Origin of the sequence: Marinomonas sp. IMCC 4694, from assembly GCF_008122525.1 — a bacterium.
GTDB lineage: Bacteria > Pseudomonadota > Gammaproteobacteria > Pseudomonadales > Marinomonadaceae > Marinomonas.
The window spans coordinates 514,322-531,932 of record NZ_VSRV01000001.1; the positions used below are offsets into that span (position 1 = coordinate 514,322).

Genomic DNA, 17,611 nt, shown 5'->3' on the forward strand with positions numbered 1-17,611 from the left:
GAAGTAGACGATAAAGGCCTAAATAAAATAGTTACTTGATAATGGCTACTTGATAATCGTTACTTGATAAATAATTACTTAACGTAGATGCAAATAGAAAACCCCCGCCGAGGCGAGGGTTTTGATTACTGAACAAAGAAGTTACTTATATGTAGCGTTATTTTTTTCCAAACTCAGGGTAGGCTTCCATACCACACTCAGACATATCAACGCCTTCGTATTCTTCTTCTTCTGTCACTCGAACACCCATGATGGCTTTGATGACTAACCAAACCACCAAACTAGAGAAGAACACCCAAACGAAGATGGTTAGCGCGCCGGCGATTTGTCCACCGAACGTTGTACCGTCGTTGGTAAGAGGAACCGCTAATAGACCCCAAAGACCGACCACACCATGTACTGAAATCGCACCGACCGGATCATCAATTTTTAATTTGTCTAGCGTCAGGATAGACACAACAACAATCAAACCACCCACAAGACCAATCAGAGTCGCGCCTAGAGCAGACGGTGTGTCTGGACCGGCTGTGATGGCAACCAAACCAGCCAATGCGCCGTTTAGAAGCATGGTTAGATCGGCTTTACCGAATAGGATACGAGCTAGGATAAGCGCACCAATTGCACCACCTGCTGCCGCTGCGTTTGTGTTCAAGAACACCATAGCAACAGAGTTTGCGCTGGCGATGTCGCCAAGTTTGAGAACAGAACCACCGTTGAAACCGAACCAACCCATCCAAAGGATGAATGTACCTAGCGTTGCTAGAGGTAGGTTTGCACCAGGAATGGCACGTACTTCACCGTTAGGACCGTATTTGCCTTTACGAGCGCCCAGTACCAATACACCCGCTAGTGCAGCAGACGCACCCGCCATGTGAACGATACCGGAACCGGCGAAGTCAGTGAAGCCAAGGTCGCCAAGGCTAAACATACCGAATACAGAACCGCCGCCCCATGTCCAGTTACCTTCCATTGGGTAGATGAACCCCGTCATGACTACCGCAAACACAAGGAATGCCCATAGCTTCATACGTTCCGCAACGGCCCCAGACACAATGGACATGGCTGTTGCAACGAATACAACTTGGAAGAAGAAATCAGACGCGCCTGAATAGATAGAGCCGCCGACGAAGCCGTCTTCGCGACCAGCAAAATCCGTCAAGGTAGAGTCGACATCTACATCTTGAATCCCCGTTAAAAACCAGTCACCACCGTACATGATGGCGTAACCACACACCAAATACATGATGCAAGAAATGGCAAACAAGGCGACGTTTTTAGTAAGAATTTCTGTGGTGTTTTTTGCACGTACTAGACCTGCTTCCAACATGGCAAACCCAGCTGCCATCCACATAACCAGCGCGCCACACACCAAAAAGTAAAAGGTATCCATGGCATATTGTAAGTGAAAAATTTGATCTTGCATGTTTCGCCCCCCTAAAGGCTTGTATGAGTCAGCCGTAATTAAACCGCTTCTACACCCGTCTCGCCGGTACGAATACGAACCGCTTGTTCTAGGTTAACGATAAAGATTTTACCGTCGCCAATTTTGCCTGTGTTTGCTGCGCCAGTAATGGCTTCAACAACTTGATCGGTCATCTCGTCGGCAATCGCCAATTCGATTTTTACTTTTGGTAAAAAATCCACAACGTATTCCGCGCCGCGGTATAATTCTGTGTGACCCTTTTGACGTCCGAAACCTTTGACTTCTGTGACGGTGATCCCTTGGACGCCGATTTCAGAAAGTGCTTCTCGAACATCATCGAGTTTAAATGGCTTGATGATGGCAGTTATAAGCTTCATACCCACTGTCTCCTTAAAAAGTCAGTTTTATTGTCGTATCGCAGGTACTTAGCCTTATTCAATATGCGTGCCAGAAATGGATTACCCCATACAGCGTGGGACGTTTCGCTTAGTTAGGGTTCGCCGTGTTGGGGAAAGCGCAATTAGAACGTATTTTGTGCAGCAAATTGGGCTGTTTGTTTGCATTGTTGCGTTAACTTGGTGCGCAGCGTAAAAAAGCCATCGGTCAAAATATCGCTCAAGCCGCTATATCATTGCTTCTGATCAGAAAATGAACGGATTGTGACAGTGAAGTTTAATGGCGTTTTTAGTGGCTTTTAAGGCGGTAAAAAGTACGAACATTGCTTTATATGCACAATAAAGAGGCGACTATAAGAAGGGCGGGAATCACTTCAAGCGTAAAACGCACCGAAGAAACGCGTGATCCTTTAATGAGGCGTTAGAGATGGCTTGTATTGACGGTCTTAAGGTCTCTATACTGTTCAATATTGTTAATGCAAAGAATGAGAATCACATGATCGATCAGTTTATAAAACAACTTGGCACCGGATTAGAGCAGGCAGCAGAAACTTTAGGGAAATTGCCGAAAGAGGAAATTCAAGCGCAGCTTCATGATGTTGCACGTAATACATTGCAAAAAATGGACTTAGTCACACGAGAAGAATTCGAGGTGCAGGCCGCCATGTTGGTAAAATACCGTGAAAAACTGGCGGCGTTAGAAGCACGCTTAACCGTATTGGAACAAAAAGATTAACGCACTGTCTGCATGGTTGGACTGAATTATTTCCAGCCTTGCTGCCAGTCAGTTGCTGATGTCAGATTCTGCCAAGGCAATTGATACTGGTTACGATTGATCACCGCTTCTATAATGCAGTCGACAACCATATCGGCTTCATTACGGATGAGTTGTGTGACCAAAAAATGTTTCTCTTTTTGCTGTGGTGATGTGGACGTCCATTTAGACATCAGTAATTTGTTGGGATTAAGGCGGTGAGTCGGCATTAGGTTCTCTCGTCGAATGAAGTTAACGTTGTTTTACAGTACGTACCAAGTCGCAAGCGGGATTCTTCGTCGTTGCGTATTTTTTTGGATCAAGGAGTGATCATGAGTTTAGCCACCATTTACAGTCGCGCCCGTGTCGGCGTGTCTTCCCCTTTAGTCACGGTTGAAACACACATTTCCAACGGTTTACCCTCGTTAAACATTGTCGGTCTTCCTGAGGCGGCGGTGCGTGAATCAAAAGATCGCGTGCGCAGTGCGATTATCAACAGCCATTTTGAATTTCCCACTAAGAGAGTGACCATTAACCTTGCTCCAGCGGATTTACCGAAAGAAGGCGGCCGTTATGATTTGGCGATTGCTATCAGTGTATTGGTGGCGTCGGGGCAATTGGGTGATATAAACGTGCGCGATATTGAGTTTATCGGTGAGCTGGCACTGTCGGGGGACATACGAGGCGTGCCCGGATTGTTGCCTTCTGCGATTGCGTGCCATCATGCGAATCGACAGTTGATTTTACCAGAAGACAATCAACAAGAAGCGGCTCTGGTCGACAGTAACGCTGTGTTTGCAAAGCATCTAACGCAAGTGACTGCCCACTTACTCAAGTCCATTACGTTACCGGATTGTGTGTCTAAACCCAGCGAACCGTTACCGTTGGACCACAAAGACATGCGCGATGTTAAAGGCCAATATCAAGCTAGACGTGCGTTAGAAGTTGCCGCCGCCGGTGGGCATAATCTGTTGTTTATTGGTCCGGCTGGCACGGGAAAAACCATGTTAGCATCGAGGCTGCCGAGCATTATGCCTGCAATGACGGAGGCCGAAGCCTTGGCTGTGGCGTCGGTGCAATCGGTCGCAGGTCGAAAAATGGGGCTAGATTGGCACTGGTCGGAGCGGCCCTTTCGGTCGCCACACCATTCTTGTTCCGCCGCCGCGTTAGTGGGTGGAGGCTCTATTCCGAAACCGGGTGAAGCATCGTTGGCCCATTGTGGTGTGCTTTTTCTTGATGAATTGCCCGAATTTGACCGAAAAGTGCTTGAAGTACTGCGTGAACCACTCGAAAGTGGCGAAGTCCATATTTCACGAGCGCGTGGCCAAGTGACCTTCCCGTCTCGGTTTCAACTCGTGGCTGCGATGAACGCGAGCAACGAAGCTTACAGCGGTGGACAAGATTACTACCAGTCCAGCGCGAGCCAAAAATATTTAAAAAAACTCTCAGCGCCTTTTTTAGATCGCATTGATTTGCATGTCGAGGTACCGCCTTTGCCCTCAAGTGTGTTGGTAAATGCCCAAGAAGAAGGCGAGTGCAGCGCCAGCGTGCGTGAACGCGTCGAACGCGCGGTAGCCCGTCAACGTTCACGTCAAGGCATGCAAAATGCTTTGCTCAGCGGCCGACAGCTAGAAAGCATCTGTGCGCTCAGTGAGAATGACAAACAGTTTATGCAGCAAGCCCTAGAAAAACTCAAACTCTCAGCCCGTGCCTATCATCGCGTGTTAAAAGTAGCGTTAACACTGGCCGACCTCAGTGATAGCGACGTCACCCGGGCGCACCTGATGGAATCGTTAAGCTATCGTAAAATGGAAAAAACCTTGTCCGCTGCGGTGTCGTCATAGGGCAAAGAGAGAGATTATGCCCGTGCGAGATGGGAGAATGTCGGTTACACTGAACGTGTATTTTTCATCACTTTGTGAGCTAGGTTTTCCATGAGTCAGTCTTTACCGTCTATTTCCCAACGTTTACGCAATTTGAACGAACGACAGCTTGATGCCGTTAAGAAAATTGATGGGCCTTTGTTGGTGTTGGCTGGGGCAGGCTCGGGGAAAACCAGTGTAATCACGACAAAAATCGCCTATTTGATTCAAACGTGTGGATTTAAAGCCAGCAGCATTATAGCGGTGACCTTTACTAATAAAGCCGCTCGCGAGATGAAAGAACGAGTGATGGGCATGTTATCTAAGCCTGAAAGTCGCGGTTTGAGCATCTCGACGTTTCATAATTTGGGCTTGCGGATACTGCGTAAAGAGTTCCGTCGCGCCGGCTTAAAAGAAGGCTTTACGCTGTTTGATGCGCAGGACTCTTTGAGTCTGGTGAAAGAGATTCTAGACAAAGAATTCAATGGTCAAATGGACTCGGCGGCGTATTGTCAGCATACGATTTCGAATTGGAAAAACGACCTGACCACACCTCAAGAAGCGATGACCAACGCCGACACGGAAGAGTTTCTGCTGGCCGCGCAAGTCTATGCGCAATATCAACGTTATTTAAGAGCTTACAACGCCGTCGATTTTGACGATCTGATTTTATTGCCAGTGAGCTTGCTCATGGCCGATCAAGAGCTGTGCGATCGTTGGCAGAAAAAAGTGCGCTATTTGCTGGTGGACGAGTGCCAAGACACCAACGCCAGCCAGTACGAATTGATCCGTTTGTTGGCCGGCTTTCGTTGTTGCTTTACCTTGGTAGGAGACGACGATCAGTCTATTTATGCGTGGCGTGGTGCGCGACCAGAAAATTTAGAGCGTCTGTCAGTCGATTACCCAACGCTTAAATTAGTCAAACTGGAGCAAAATTATCGTTCCACCAAAACCATACTTAAAGCCGCCAACACCCTTATAGCAAATAATCCCCATATTCACGATAAAGCCTTATGGAGCGATCACGAAGTCGGCGATCCGATTCGTATTATGGTGACGCGCAATGAAGACGCCGAGTCTGAACGGGTCGCCGCAGAAATTCAGTCTCGGCATTTACGTCACGATATTCCTTATCGGGATTTTGCCATCTTGTATCGCGGCAATCATCAAGCACGACTATTGGAAATTAAGCTGCAAGCCTATCGTATTCCCTACAAGATGAACGGCGGCACGTCGTTTTTTGCTCGTGCTGAAATCAAAGATTTGATGAGTTATTTGCGTCTTTTAGTGAATCCGTCAGACGACAATGCATTTTTGCGTATTGTGAATTTGCCGCGTCGAGAGATTGGCCCAGCGACCTTGGAAAAAGTCGGTAATTTGGCCACTGAGCGCGGTGTGAGCTTGTTCGAAGCGTCTGGTTATAAAGAATTGGAAGACTCGATTACAGGGCGCTCATTGAGAAGTTTACAGGAATTTGAGCGCTGGATGTCGACGCTTCGCCAACGCTTAGAAGGCGCGTCGCCTGTGCCGGTCATTGAGCAAATGATTCATGACATGGATTATTATGGCTGGATACAAGAGCAAACCTCGTCGTCAAAAGCCGGCGATCGTCGGATTGAGAACGTACGTTTCTTATTGGATTCGATCCAGCGTATGATGGAGTCGGCCTGGGAAGAAGACGAAACCGCGGGCTTGGATCAAGCCATTAGTAAGTTACTTTTAATCGACATGTTAGAACGTCAAGAAGAAGAGGAAGACGAAGACAAGGTGCAGTTGCTTACTTTGCATGCCTCTAAAGGGTTGGAATACCCGCATGTGTTTTTGATCGGCTGCGAAGAGGAGTTATTGCCTCATAGAAACAGCATCGAGAATGACGACATCGAAGAAGAGCGACGCCTTGCCTACGTGGGCATTACCCGCGCGAAGAAAACCTTGTGTATTACCATGGCCGCCAAACGTCGCCAATACGGTGAAGAAATCGACTGTTTACCGAGTCGATTCTTAGATGAGTTGCCCGAAGAAGATTTGGTATGGGAAGGGCGAGGCGACGAAGGCGAAAGTGCTAAGAAAGAACGTGGCCAGGCCTCCCTATCGGCGTTAAAAGCCATGCTAAATGGCTAGTGCTTAAAAGGCTTATTTTTCCGTGCTATCGATCATAAACTGAATCGTATTTTGTATTTCATTGTCAGTGCAATTGGAACACATACCACGCGGTGGCATCGCCTTGATTCCACTGATGGCGTTTTTCAGTAGGGTTGCCATGCTTTTATCGATGTGTGGTTGCCAGTCTGCTTTGCTTCCCAGTTTAGGTGCACCCGCTACGCCACTCATATGGCATGCAATGCAATAAGTATAAAAAACTTGCTCACCGGAGCGTTCAGCATAAGCATACTGACTGACGCTAAAAGCCGCTAACAAAACGCCACTCACCAAGGCTTTAAACACAAAAGTCTTCCACAGCATGAGATACCCCAAATTAAAAAGCGCCAGCAAAACCCGTAAACCGATTTGATCTACGCCATACCAACGAGAAAAACATCATTATCTAATGCTTTGTGTCATTAAGCACTGGAATCCTGAGTAATTTCCTTTAGAATACGCACCCTAAGTCGATTCAGACTTCATGTTGTGTGACTTAAACATGCACCCGTAGCTCAGCTGGATAGAGCGCTCCCCTCCGGAGGGAGAGGCCGGAGGTTCAAATCCTCTCGGGTGCACCATTTATTCAATTAATTCAAAGATTTAGAAAATAAGTTCCTTTCTTTTATATCTAATAATGCCTTCCGTTACCTTTTCGCAATTAATACTGTGTACTTAACTAATAGTCTTCAATCAGCATGAAATGTCCTTCGCTTTTTGTGACCAAAACAGCCTGTTTTTTGACTTGTGACCAAAATGTGACCATATGGTGACCAAAATGATTTTGGACAAGTCTAAGCCTCTAAATTACCTCTGTTTATTTGCCTTCTTTTTGTATCTCTAAGAGCTCTTCAATACCGCACTCAAAGTAGTTACATAATTGCTCTAGTACATCGAACTCTACTCGAATTGCTGTCTCGTGATAAAGGCGTGTAATGGTTCCTCGATTGATTCCAGTTTCGTTTGATACGTCTGATATCTTAAGCTTTCTTTCGCCCATGATTTTAGATAAGTGGCATTTTATCATCTTAAACCTCAAAAAATGATCTATAGAAGATCAAAAATCTTGCAAAAGATCTAAAATTGACTATTATGATCTACAGAAGATCATTAAGGTCTTTTAAAGATCCTAATAACTTGCAGGAGTTGAATATTATGGCACAAACATACTTAACAACCGAAGAACTTTCTGGGCGTATCAAGTACGACAGTAAGACCATACGTCGCAAATTAAAAGACACGGTTCTTATCGAGGGTATCCATTATTTTCGACCATTCGGTGGTCGCAAAATTTTGTACATCTGGGAGCAGATAGAGGAAGACATGTTTAAAGCGGCTGCCATTAACACATTGATGGCTGGTGTTCACTAGGGCTATGGGTTCAAGATAAGCTAACGAGTGACTACGAGCGTTTTCGAGTTATGAGGTGCTCAGAGGCTCGTTAGTTGGAAGTGTTCCTGCATTTCTTCAAGGAGACTGCTGGTAAAACGTTATAGATAATAACAATAAATAAGGGCTTAGCTGTTTGTGCTAGGCCCTTTTTCATGAGTGGTTTCTATCCATTTAAGTAGACTTCAGCCATACCATCGAGTTTGGCTTTTACTTCTTTCCAATTGGGCATGACTTGCGTGAGTAAGCGCCAGAATCGCTCGCTGTGGTTGTGTTCGGCAATGTGGCAAAGCTCATGTAGTATCACGTAATCAATGCATTCCTTAGGTGCTTTCACAAGGTGAGGGTTAAGCACTAATTGGCCTTTGGCGGAGCAGCTCCCCCATTGTTTTTTCATTGCCATCACACGAAATGATGGCGTGTCTGTCACCCACGTGGTTTTGCCGAGTATTTCTGTCAGTCGTTGTTGAAACAGCGCTTGGGCTTTATTTTTATACCATTGATCAACCAGCTCTTTTACTTTCTTGGCGCGCTCTTCGTGATCCTGTTGAAATGTTACCTGTAGCTGGCCACGGTTTAGTTTGACGTTGTTTGTTTGGTCAGTATCCACCAGCACTTTTAAAACATAACGTTTGCCTAAATAAAATTGTGTTTCGCCACTGACGTAATGCTTCGGTATCACAGTATCTTTTTGCTTAGCAAACGCTTCGATACTTTGCCAAATCCATCTAGCTCGCTTTAGCACCGCTTTTCTTATGAGCTCTTCAGACGCATCAAAAGGGGCTGAGGCTGTTACTTTTTGGTCTGGGTATACTTTTATCGTAACTTTCCGGTTACTTTTTAACGCATCATCACAAATCGCTAGTTTACGAATGACATGATATTGAATAGTGTTGTCTCCATAAGTAAAAAGACCCGTTTCACTGGGTGTTGTCATTGCGCCTTACCCTCTTGCTAAACCTAAACGTGTGATTTTTAGGACTTCTTCTATCAATTTTTGAGCGTTATCGAGACCTATAGCAACAAATAACACGGGTAATAATTTCATGCTGATGGCGTTTTCAATTTCAGCTGGATTAATAGAATATTCTGCAACAGCCGTTGTAACAGCCTCATCAATTTCAAACGCGAGAGAAACCAAACGACTATTATCCAATGATTTTTCTGATAAGAACTCATCATCAAAAAGAAGTTTGAATAACCCGAAATAGGCCTGTGCATGTCTGTTGAGCTTTCCAGACTCGTCGATAAAATCGTTTGGCATGTCAGGCATCTTGCGTTCTTTAATATCTTGTTCAAAGTCGGCAAATAAAATGTACTGTTTGACCGGCGCATCAAACATGGCTTTCGCATCCTCAATGGCTTTTTTTAGAAGATTAGAAAAATGCTCCTGAGCATAAGGATCATCCGCCAAATCCTGTTCAATCATTTTGGTGATACGTCCCGTAATTTTATCAGTTTGATTTCGAGCTTCATCGTTGGTCATTTCTTCTGGTTGTGCGTGCCTACCCAAATTACCTACCAAATAGGCGCCTTCGGGTTCTTTTATTTCAATGCCGGCAATATGCTTGTCGAGCAAGCTTCGAATGTCTTCTGAGTATTCGTCATAGTTGATGGTTTCATTGGCATCTTCACGGACTTGTAGGCGCAATTCAACAAACGATTTTAAGTCACGTTTATACAGATCCCGTTTGTTCTCGGCCGAGGAAGTACCATCAAAAAATTTGTCCTCAAAGTAATTGGCTGATTGAAGGGCAACCTTCATACAATTAGAAAAGGCAGTGAGAGCGGCATAGAAATCGTCTCTTTTCTTCGAATTTGCATCACTAAAATGCCTGTCTGATTCGCGGATTTTTGGCGCTAATGCTTGTCTTAATGCGGGACCATCTTGCTTGTTTTTCACATCATCAAAAATGGCCCATAAATCACGATGTAAGCCTGGGAGTTTTTTGTACTCCATGTCCATTCGGTTGTATAAACCCTTCAAATCATCAATCTCAAAGCCCTTTTGTGTACGCTCAGCTAGGTCTTGGTATTTATCGATTGTGGTATCTAGCTCTTTTAAAATACCGCGATAATCAATTAAGTAGCCAAACTGTTTTTTGTTGTGTAAGCGGTTTACCCTAGCAATTGCTTGTATCAAATTGTGTTCTTTGAGGGGTTTATCAATATACAGTACGGTGTTTTTTGGCTCGTCAAAGCCTGTTAATAGCTTATCGACGACGATCATAATATCGGGGCCTTCATCACGGCTGAACTCATTAATGATCGCTGAGGTATATGCCTTTTCATCACCACGATACATTTGTGCTACGTTATTTTTCCACCACTTTTGGACGATGTCTTTGCTTTCTTGGTCCACATCTTCGTGTCCTTCACGGGTGTCTGGCGAAGACATAGCAAGAACCGAAGTGACTTTGCCAATTTTATCCAAAGCATATTGGTAGCGAACGGCCGTGGCTTTTGAGTCGCAAGCCAACTGACCTTTTAAATGTCTTTGTTTAAAGTTCTGAAAGTGGTCAGAAATATCGTGCGCAATTAGCTCAATACGACCCTCGGTCTGATAAATTTGGCCTTTCTGGGAGAACTTCCTTTTCAGATCCGATTTTTGTTCGTCTGTGAGTTTTTCGGTAATTCGATCGAACCAGGCATCGATGGCTTTGTCATTCACATTCAAATCGGGAATGCGCTCTTCATACAACAGAGGTGTGACCGTCTGGTCTTCGACGGCCTGTTGCATGGTGTAGGAGTGAATGATCTTACCGAATTTATTTTCTGTCTTATCGTCTTTTAATAGGGGGGTTCCGGTAAAAGCAACAAAAGCGGCCTTTGGTAAGGCTTGTCGCATCCGAATGTTGTTTTCGCCGTTTTGACTACGGTGGCCTTCATCCACCAAAACGATAATGTTTGGACTGTCGTTATAGCAGTTCTTTTGTTTTACCGCGGAGCCAAATTTATTGATGATGGAAAAGATGACCCGTTCGTTGCCTTGACCGATTTGCTCCGCCAAGCGTTTACCCGATGTTGCCATGGCCTCTTTTTTATCTCGTGCGGTAAAGACTCCACCAGATGAAAAGGTACGGCTTAGCTGGTCTTCTAGGTCTATTCGATCGGTAACAATGATTACTCGGCACTGGGCGAGCTCTTCAAACCAAATCAAGGCTTTGGATAAAAATACCATGGTAAAGGATTTGCCGCTGCCGGTGGTGTGCCAGATTACACCACCTTCTCGTGCGCCAGCAGGGTCAAACGTACTGATACGCTCTATTAACGCTTTAATGCCAAATACTTGCTGATATCGAGCGACGATTTTGCCTGCTTTTTTATCAAATAAAGTGAATAAGCGGGTCATTTCCAGTAAACGGTCGGGGCGTAGTAAGCAAGTGATGATCCTGTCTTGATCGGTCACGGCCAAGTCTCCAGCGCTTATTAACGACTCGTATTGTGTTCTGGAGGAGGTTGGTCGGTGATCAAAAAGCCGGTTGAGCTGTTGATCGTTTAAGGCCTGGTTTTTCAAGCGGATAAACTCAGCGTCTGTTATTCCAAGGTGAGAGTCTTCTTCTTTCCACTTAGCCCAAAACTTTTCAGGTGTGCCGCAGGTGCCATATAAACCATCGTGACCATTGACCGACAGTAATAACTGACTGTAGGCATAAAGGTGAGGAATTTCGGTTTGGCCTTGATTGCGAATATGCTGAGAAATCGCTTCGGTATTTGTTGAGCGACCTTCCTTTCTTGAGTCTGGTCGCTTGGCTTCGATGACCGCTAGAGGAAGACCATTTACAAAGCAGACAATATCGGGAATACGGTTACTGGTACCTTCTGCGTTCTTGACTACCAGCTCTTCAGTGAAATGAAAAGAATTGTTTTCAATATTATGCCAGTCGATTATCTGAATCGTTGGAGAGGCTTTTTTGCCATCTATAAACTCAGTAACACTGATGCCATACAGTAAGGCATTATAAATTTTTTCATTGGCTGCCTTTAACCCAAGGTTCATTGCAGGGTTCAGCTCATGAATGACTTTATCAATAACGGCATCGGACAGTAGGTATTTTTTTCCGGCAAAGGGAAAGGACTGCTTTGCTAAGAATTGTTTTAGTACGGGTAGCAAAATTACTTGGTGAGTGCTTTTTTTCTCTATGCCTGCGTGGTTGCCACGTAGGGCTTCGCATCTATCTGGCGGAATAAAGGTGTAGCCCAGATTTGAGAGTAAAGACAGTGCGGGGATTTTTGCGCTGAATTCTTCCGAGTAACTGACGGCTTTAGGCGGAGTTATGTCCATATTAAATACTCTTTAACTGATTGATCTCTCAGGATCAAAGGCTACTGTTTTAAACGTTTATTTTTAATGTGGTTGAGTTATAAAACCCATTGTTTGAGTACACTGATCGCGGCCGGTGAAAAGGCTTCCAGTTCTCCGTCTTTAGGTGTGGACAAGTCTTGGATTAGCATCTTAAGAATTTCGTTATCTTCTATCCCATCTTCTGGGTCCACGCCGTTGCACAATAACAGTGAAGTAACGAGTTGCTTTCTTTGTTCTATAAGAGAACGGTTACCGGTCAATTCGTCACCTAAATTTAAGATTTTTATCGCTTCTTTTGCTCTATCAGTTAAGCCAATTATTTTTCCGCTTAACGTAAAGCTTAATTCTGATTCACATGCTTTTACTAAAGGCGAGAATGGAAGTGGTTGAGACCCATGAGCATCATCACATTGTTTAAAGGTTCTGCAACTTGCAACGATATTGGAAAAATCTAAACTGCGCTGAGGTGCGATTCTTCGAGCTTCAACGTGTTCATTCATGGTGTCTTTGGTTGAACCTGATATTTTCTTACAGCAGTATGCACACAGGTAATATTGTTCTGAGGAGCACGCTGATCGTATTGCTTCTCTTTCAACTTCGCCAAGGTCGCTATATTGACCTATTGGATTGTGTTTTTTCCACTTCTTTATAACCTCAGGTTCAAACCCTAATCGTTTAATTATCTCTTTCAAGGTTAAGCTCCTTTTTACGAAGCAATAGCCTTGCCTTGGATAATTCTATGTTGTCTATGGGTAGGGTATGTTGTAGCTCTGTTAATTGCTGCTTAGCGTTTTCGATTTCAGAATCGTGAATCGAGTCGTATAAAAGCGTAAGCTTTTCATTTATCACTGCATTGCGGATGTCAGTGTCCATAATATCAAGGAGTACTGTGTTTGCATCTTGCCCATACAGTGAGGGCAGTTCTTGCACTTCGTCCTCGTTAATCAGGTAGGTTAAAACCCCTTCACTGTCGCTGATAACCAATGGTGAGTGTGTTGTGAGTACAAACTGGCATTGTGGAAATGTGCTGGTAAGTTGGTGAATAAGACGGCGTTGCCATTTTGGGTGAAGGTGCATGTCCACTTCATCAATGAGGACGATACCGTCTCCGATCAAAGGATTGTCTAGCGACGGGTTCATAACCGCCAAGCGTCTCGCAATATCACCAATGAGTGCCATTAATGACTTTTCACCTTGAGAAAGCTGAGCAACATTTAATGTCTGGCCATTTTTATCAATCGACATATGCAGTCTTGGCTTACGTCGTACACGCAGGTTTGAAAATTCCGGCATAAATGCATAAATAGCTGAGCGTACAGCGGCCAGCTGTATATCTCTTTTTGATGCTTTTATTTCTTTAAGTTTTGCCCAGCTCTCATCGTCGTGACCAAAAACAAGACGCAGTTGTTCAAGCATATCGTCTGATATGCTTGATTCGTTTTCAGTGTCTTCACGCTCTCTAAACCATTCAAAGAAGCGTCTAAAATCCACGCCCTGACTGAGAGATTTGTCATAACCATCAAGTTGTAAAAACGAGTGTTTCCCTTTTATTTTCAAAGGTATATCAATAACAACACGCTCAACTGAATAAAAGGCGATTAAAGGCAATGATGATGTATCGTTCTGTGACAGTAAGGTACGGTAATGATTGGCCAAAGAGGTGACGCCCCAGTAATCACTTTTCAATGAGGCTTTGCGACCTTTGCGTGTTCTTGCAACGCGCCAAGGGAAACAGTTTCTATCATCGGACTCTCCTTCAGTGTCAGTGTCAGTGTCAGGGTCTGCGGTATTGCCAGTAAAATGATACACATCCAGATTAACGGAAGCGGATGACGCTTCATTTTTAATGACTAATTCTGGGATTGGGCTGCCTACGCCTTTTTCACTTTGGATACGTGCGACAAGCCAACTGAGCGATGTCGCAAGAGACTTTAGTATCGATGTTTTACCAGAACCGTTATTACCGACGAAGACAGTAACATTGCTTTGTTTATTTCCTGCAGGGGCTAAAAGGACTTCTAACGTATCAAAACGACCTATATTACGAAGTGTTAACTTTTTAACTTCCATTAGCTTGCCTTTGATTCTAAATTTTCGTTATGTAATTTAACCCGACGTATGTCAGTAAACAACTGTCGTACCTAGGCTACCATCTCGTTATTGAAATGAGCGAATTATAGTCGACTTACCACTCATTTTGCCCGCAAATGAAAACGTCTGTTTGGTCCGTCATAGACTGCAGGGAATAAAACAACCTAATGGGTTATGTCACGCTGTGTACTTGCTCACTAGCTGACTCAAGTGTCCTGCCTTGATAATCATGCAATGTCACGCCTTGCTCTGTTTTCCAGTTTACCCAACCATTAGCTGTGGCAAGCAATAAAAACATCGAGGCGCCACTGGGTGAGGGAAACAAACAGTCACGTTGAAATACAAAGCGGCCATTTTGTTCAACTATTACCCCTTTAGCTAAAAGGCGGTCGCGTTTATCGTAAAACCTTTGGTCGGTTTTGCGTGTTGTTGTCATCGGGGCGGAGGAGCCTTTTAGTACCACCATGCCTTCGTTAGTGTATATGCCTCTGGCATCCACATCGGCACGGTTACAAATGAATACCTGTTCGGGTTTAGTAGATGACTGTTCAGCAAGAGGTTCAAAAATTGGATAACCAAGAGTGGCTAGCAACAAACTGCCGATTTCATGAATTTCATCACAATCGGCTTTAAGCGGAATCGGCGTGTGGGGCTTTTGCCCGCCATTGCCATTAAGCAGTTCATATCTCTGGCAGAGTTTTGCTTTTTCAATAGACAAGGATTCTAAATACAGCACATGAGTTTGGGTTAAGTTATTGGTGAGCGACACCAATACCAGCACTCGTTCACAGTCTTTCTTTTCATCTTTATAGTGCTGCATCAATCGGCTACCCACATCGCCCGACTGACCAATATACAGCTCGTCATTATCTGTATAAGTGTTATCGCCAGAGACTAAAAAATAAAGCCCAACTTGCTTGGCTTCTGGCATTTTTACAAATTCAGCAATATCACTACGAGGCACTTCAATTAAGCGAATGATCGACGTGGTTTGCTCGGCAATGCGAATACCCGCAGGGTCACCGGTAGGTAAAAATATTTGAATGGTACGAGGTCGCTTTTGTGAAATCATGCAACCACCTTATCGTCAACTTTAACCCTGCGCTTGCCCGTTAACAACTGCTGCATTAACGCTTTTTTCTCTTGTTTGAAATCAGCAAGCTGTTGTTCTAAAAGTTTGATTTCTTGATCAGCGTTGTTAAGAACAGAGGCAATTTTTGCCTGCTCGGAGTGAGTTGGTATCACTAGATGCAATGACTTAATATCATTACTATTCACAGCTTCAAATGTACTGCCTTGCGAATATTGTTCCCATCGAGGTTCAAACCAAAGTAACCACTGGTATAAATATTCTTGAACGTGATTTGTTTTGGCTTTGATTGATGATATTCCACGACCAATGCAAGCCTCATGAGCTGATTTAGCAACCGTTCCAACGGGTGCTCTAACACTTAATAAGATATCTTCAGGATGGCATTTTTTGGTCACTTCACTGGTATAAATTCTTGGTATTGACTTGCGATTTTTAATATCTGCATTTCCCTGAATAAGCGGAAGACCTTCACTGTTTTGATTGTATGACGATGACTTAGGCGAAGATCCCATAATAACTTCAGCCACATCTGACAGCTTAACTTCTTCCCATTCACCTTCAAACGGTTTACCTGAATCATCAAGTAGGCGTTTTTTACCAGTGAGCAGTTGTTGCATCAGGGCTTTTTTCTGCTGCTTGCTGTTGTCGATTAGGCGCTCGGTGGTGCTAATCGCTTTATCCCACGTTCCAAGGATAGTGGCAATTTTTCGTTGTTCTGGGAGGGGGGGGAGATTAATTTTTACTTTGTTAATAACCGATTTCGATAAACTAGGTACACCACTAGCTGTTGTGGTTGAATTAGCCGGACACTTCAATAAAGGATAATATCCAATTATTGAGGTGTAAAATGACTAAACGTACTAACAAACAATATCCAAACGATTTTAAGCAAGAAGCGGTGGCGCTGGTGATTGAGCAAGGTTACTCAGTTGTTGAGGCTGCCGCTTCACTGAATATCACTGACAAGCTACTTTATAACTGGGTAGCGAAGTTTAAACAACAAAATGAAGATTCAGAGTTGTCGAAGGATGAGCGGGCTGAACTCGCTCAGCTCAGAAAAGACAATAAGCGCTTGCTAATGGAGCGCGAAATATTAAAAAAGGCTTCAGCGTTTTTCGCAAAAGAAATGAAATAAAATATTCATTTATCAAAAGTTTAGGTAAGCAGTACCCAGTTGTCATATCGTGTAAAGTGATGCGCGTTAGCAAATCTGCATACTATGCTTGGCGAAAACGTCCCGCGATAATTATCAGTGCACAAACACTGAATTTACATCGTAGGGCGAAGGCGCTTTTTGAAGATAGTCGAGACAGTTTGGGTAGCCGTGAGCTTGGGAAAAAGCTTCGCAAAGAAGGCTTTGATGTTAGCCGGCATAGTGTCATTGGCTTGATGAAACGATTGGGGTTAGTCGTTAAGCAGCGTATCCCTTACAAAGTCACAACAAAGCGCAAAGACAGTGATGCTGTAGCTGATAATTTATTGAACATGAATTTTAACCCGTTAGGCCAGAACCAGGTGTGGGCTGGGGATGTGTCATATTTAAAAACAGGCGAAGGCTGGCTATACCTTGCTATTGTAATGGATTTGTTTGGTCGTCGCATAGTGGGTTGGCACACGTCAAAACGTATGACGACAGACTTAATTGAGCAAGCATTTTTAAAAGCACATCGCTTACGACAGCCGCCAAAGGGCTTAGTATTTCATAGCGATAGAGGTTCGCAATACACGAGTAAACGCTTTAGAAGCCTATTAAAACGGCTTGATTGCCGCTCTAGCATGGGTGACGTCGGTGCGTGTTGGGATAATGCCGTGGTTGAAAGGTTCTTCGGCAGTTTAAAACATGATTGGTTGTTCAAGGTAGCACAACCAACAAGAGAGCATATGAAGCAAGATGTTGCGGCCTATGTGAAATATTACAATCTGGAGCGATTACATTCGTCGAATGGCGACCAATCACCCATTGAGTATGAAAACTCCTTTAGGAAAGTGTCCGGTTGGACTTGACCAGAACATGCCTCACTCAAACTACGCCAAGGAACAGTCTGGAAAAACTGGTAAATAAAATATGGAACGGAATCTTTAAAACTATGAGTATAGAATAATGTATCAACAGTCCAAAACTTGCCCTTCAAAAACATCGGCTTATCGATAGTACCTTT

Annotated in this window: 16 protein-coding genes and 1 tRNA gene; 6 read left to right on the forward strand and 11 right to left on the reverse strand. The window is 44.1% G+C overall.

Annotated features, from left to right (window positions below):
* Nucleotides 1–157 precede the first annotated feature (157 nt).
* Nucleotides 158–1,423 carry an ammonium transporter gene (locus tag FXV75_RS02390; RefSeq protein WP_148831015.1) on the reverse strand — a complete coding sequence of 422 codons (1,266 nt, stop codon included), beginning with the start codon at nt 1,421–1,423 and terminating at the stop codon, nt 158–160.
* Between the two features lie 38 nt (nt 1,424–1,461).
* Nucleotides 1,462–1,800: a P-II family nitrogen regulator gene (glnK, locus tag FXV75_RS02395; protein ID WP_012071322.1), complete on the reverse strand. Its 339-nt coding sequence runs from the start codon at nt 1,798–1,800 to the stop codon at nt 1,462–1,464.
* 445 nt (nt 1,801–2,245) lie between these two features.
* Between glnK and FXV75_RS02400 the strand changes: the two genes are divergently transcribed.
* Nucleotides 2,246–2,554, forward strand: a complete 309-nt coding sequence (locus FXV75_RS02400) for an accessory factor UbiK family protein (RefSeq protein ID WP_262368445.1) — start codon at nt 2,246–2,248, stop codon at nt 2,552–2,554.
* Between the two features lie 26 nt (nt 2,555–2,580).
* On the opposite strand, the gene FXV75_RS02405 is transcribed toward FXV75_RS02400, so the two are convergent.
* A complete protein-coding gene (locus FXV75_RS02405) occupies nt 2,581–2,802 on the reverse strand; it encodes a TIGR02450 family Trp-rich protein (RefSeq protein WP_148831016.1) in 222 nt (73 codons plus the stop codon).
* A 102-nt stretch (nt 2,803–2,904) separates the two neighbouring features.
* Here FXV75_RS02405 and FXV75_RS02410 point away from each other — a divergent pair, with 102 nt between their 5' ends.
* Together FXV75_RS02410 and rep are read left to right on the forward strand one after the other, a co-directional pair.
* The gene (locus FXV75_RS02410; RefSeq protein ID WP_148831017.1) at nt 2,905–4,416 is read left to right on the forward strand and encodes a YifB family Mg chelatase-like AAA ATPase; all 1,512 of its coding nucleotides are present in this window, start codon (nt 2,905–2,907) and stop codon (nt 4,414–4,416) included.
* A 90-nt stretch (nt 4,417–4,506) separates the two neighbouring features.
* The gene (rep, locus tag FXV75_RS02415) at nt 4,507–6,555 is read left to right on the forward strand and encodes a DNA helicase Rep (RefSeq protein ID WP_148831018.1); all 2,049 of its coding nucleotides are present in this window, start codon (nt 4,507–4,509) and stop codon (nt 6,553–6,555) included.
* Between the two features lie 12 nt (nt 6,556–6,567).
* Here rep and FXV75_RS02420 read toward each other — a convergent pair whose 3' ends face one another.
* Complete coding sequence (locus FXV75_RS02420; protein ID WP_148831019.1) at nt 6,568–6,897, reverse strand: c-type cytochrome; 330 nt, start codon at nt 6,895–6,897, stop codon at nt 6,568–6,570.
* Nucleotides 6,898–7,077: 180 nt separating this feature from the next.
* Between FXV75_RS02420 and FXV75_RS02425 the strand changes: the two genes are divergently transcribed.
* Nucleotides 7,078–7,154 (forward strand) — tRNA-Arg (locus FXV75_RS02425).
* Between the two features lie 236 nt (nt 7,155–7,390).
* On the opposite strand, the gene FXV75_RS02430 is transcribed toward FXV75_RS02425, so the two are convergent.
* Complete coding sequence (locus FXV75_RS02430) at nt 7,391–7,600, reverse strand: helix-turn-helix domain-containing protein (protein WP_148831020.1); 210 nt, start codon at nt 7,598–7,600, stop codon at nt 7,391–7,393.
* A 128-nt stretch (nt 7,601–7,728) separates the two neighbouring features.
* Between FXV75_RS02430 and FXV75_RS02435 the strand changes: the two genes are divergently transcribed.
* Nucleotides 7,729–7,944, forward strand: a complete 216-nt coding sequence (locus FXV75_RS02435) for a hypothetical protein (RefSeq protein ID WP_148831021.1) — start codon at nt 7,729–7,731, stop codon at nt 7,942–7,944.
* 184 nt (nt 7,945–8,128) lie between these two features.
* Here the strand turns inward: FXV75_RS02435 and FXV75_RS02440 are convergent, their stop codons facing one another.
* From FXV75_RS02440 to FXV75_RS02465, 6 genes are all read right to left on the reverse strand, one after another.
* Nucleotides 8,129–8,899: a M48 family metallopeptidase gene (locus FXV75_RS02440; RefSeq protein WP_148831022.1), complete on the reverse strand. Its 771-nt coding sequence runs from the start codon at nt 8,897–8,899 to the stop codon at nt 8,129–8,131.
* Nucleotides 8,900–8,905: 6 nt separating this feature from the next.
* Nucleotides 8,906–12,247, reverse strand: a complete 3,342-nt coding sequence (locus tag FXV75_RS02445) for a type I restriction endonuclease subunit R (protein WP_148831023.1) — start codon at nt 12,245–12,247, stop codon at nt 8,906–8,908.
* Nucleotides 12,248–12,324: 77 nt separating this feature from the next.
* Nucleotides 12,325–12,960 (reverse strand): TIGR02646 family protein, encoded by a 636-nt coding sequence (locus FXV75_RS02450; protein ID WP_148831024.1) that lies wholly within the window; start codon nt 12,958–12,960, stop codon nt 12,325–12,327.
* Nucleotides 12,944–14,338, reverse strand: a complete 1,395-nt coding sequence (locus FXV75_RS02455) for an AAA family ATPase (protein WP_148831025.1) — start codon at nt 14,336–14,338, stop codon at nt 12,944–12,946. The genes FXV75_RS02450 and FXV75_RS02455 overlap by 17 nt, the downstream gene beginning before the upstream one ends.
* A gap of 193 nt (nt 14,339–14,531) precedes the next feature.
* Complete coding sequence (locus tag FXV75_RS02460) at nt 14,532–15,431, reverse strand: GIY-YIG nuclease family protein (RefSeq protein ID WP_148831026.1); 900 nt, start codon at nt 15,429–15,431, stop codon at nt 14,532–14,534.
* Nucleotides 15,428–16,267, reverse strand: coding sequence for a restriction endonuclease subunit S (locus FXV75_RS02465; RefSeq protein WP_222863081.1), 840 nt, complete (start codon nt 16,265–16,267; stop codon nt 15,428–15,430). Before FXV75_RS02465 ends, FXV75_RS02460 begins: the two co-directional genes overlap by 4 nt.
* 32 nt (nt 16,268–16,299) lie before the next feature.
* Between FXV75_RS02465 and FXV75_RS02470 the strand changes: the two genes are divergently transcribed.
* Nucleotides 16,300–17,456 (forward strand): IS3 family transposase gene (locus tag FXV75_RS02470; RefSeq protein ID WP_187424833.1). Its coding sequence is split into 2 segments (ribosomal slippage): nt 16,300–16,570 and nt 16,570–17,456, totalling 1,158 coding nucleotides; the frame shifts between segments, so codons are not numbered across the junction.
* Nucleotides 17,457–17,611 lie beyond the last annotated feature (155 nt).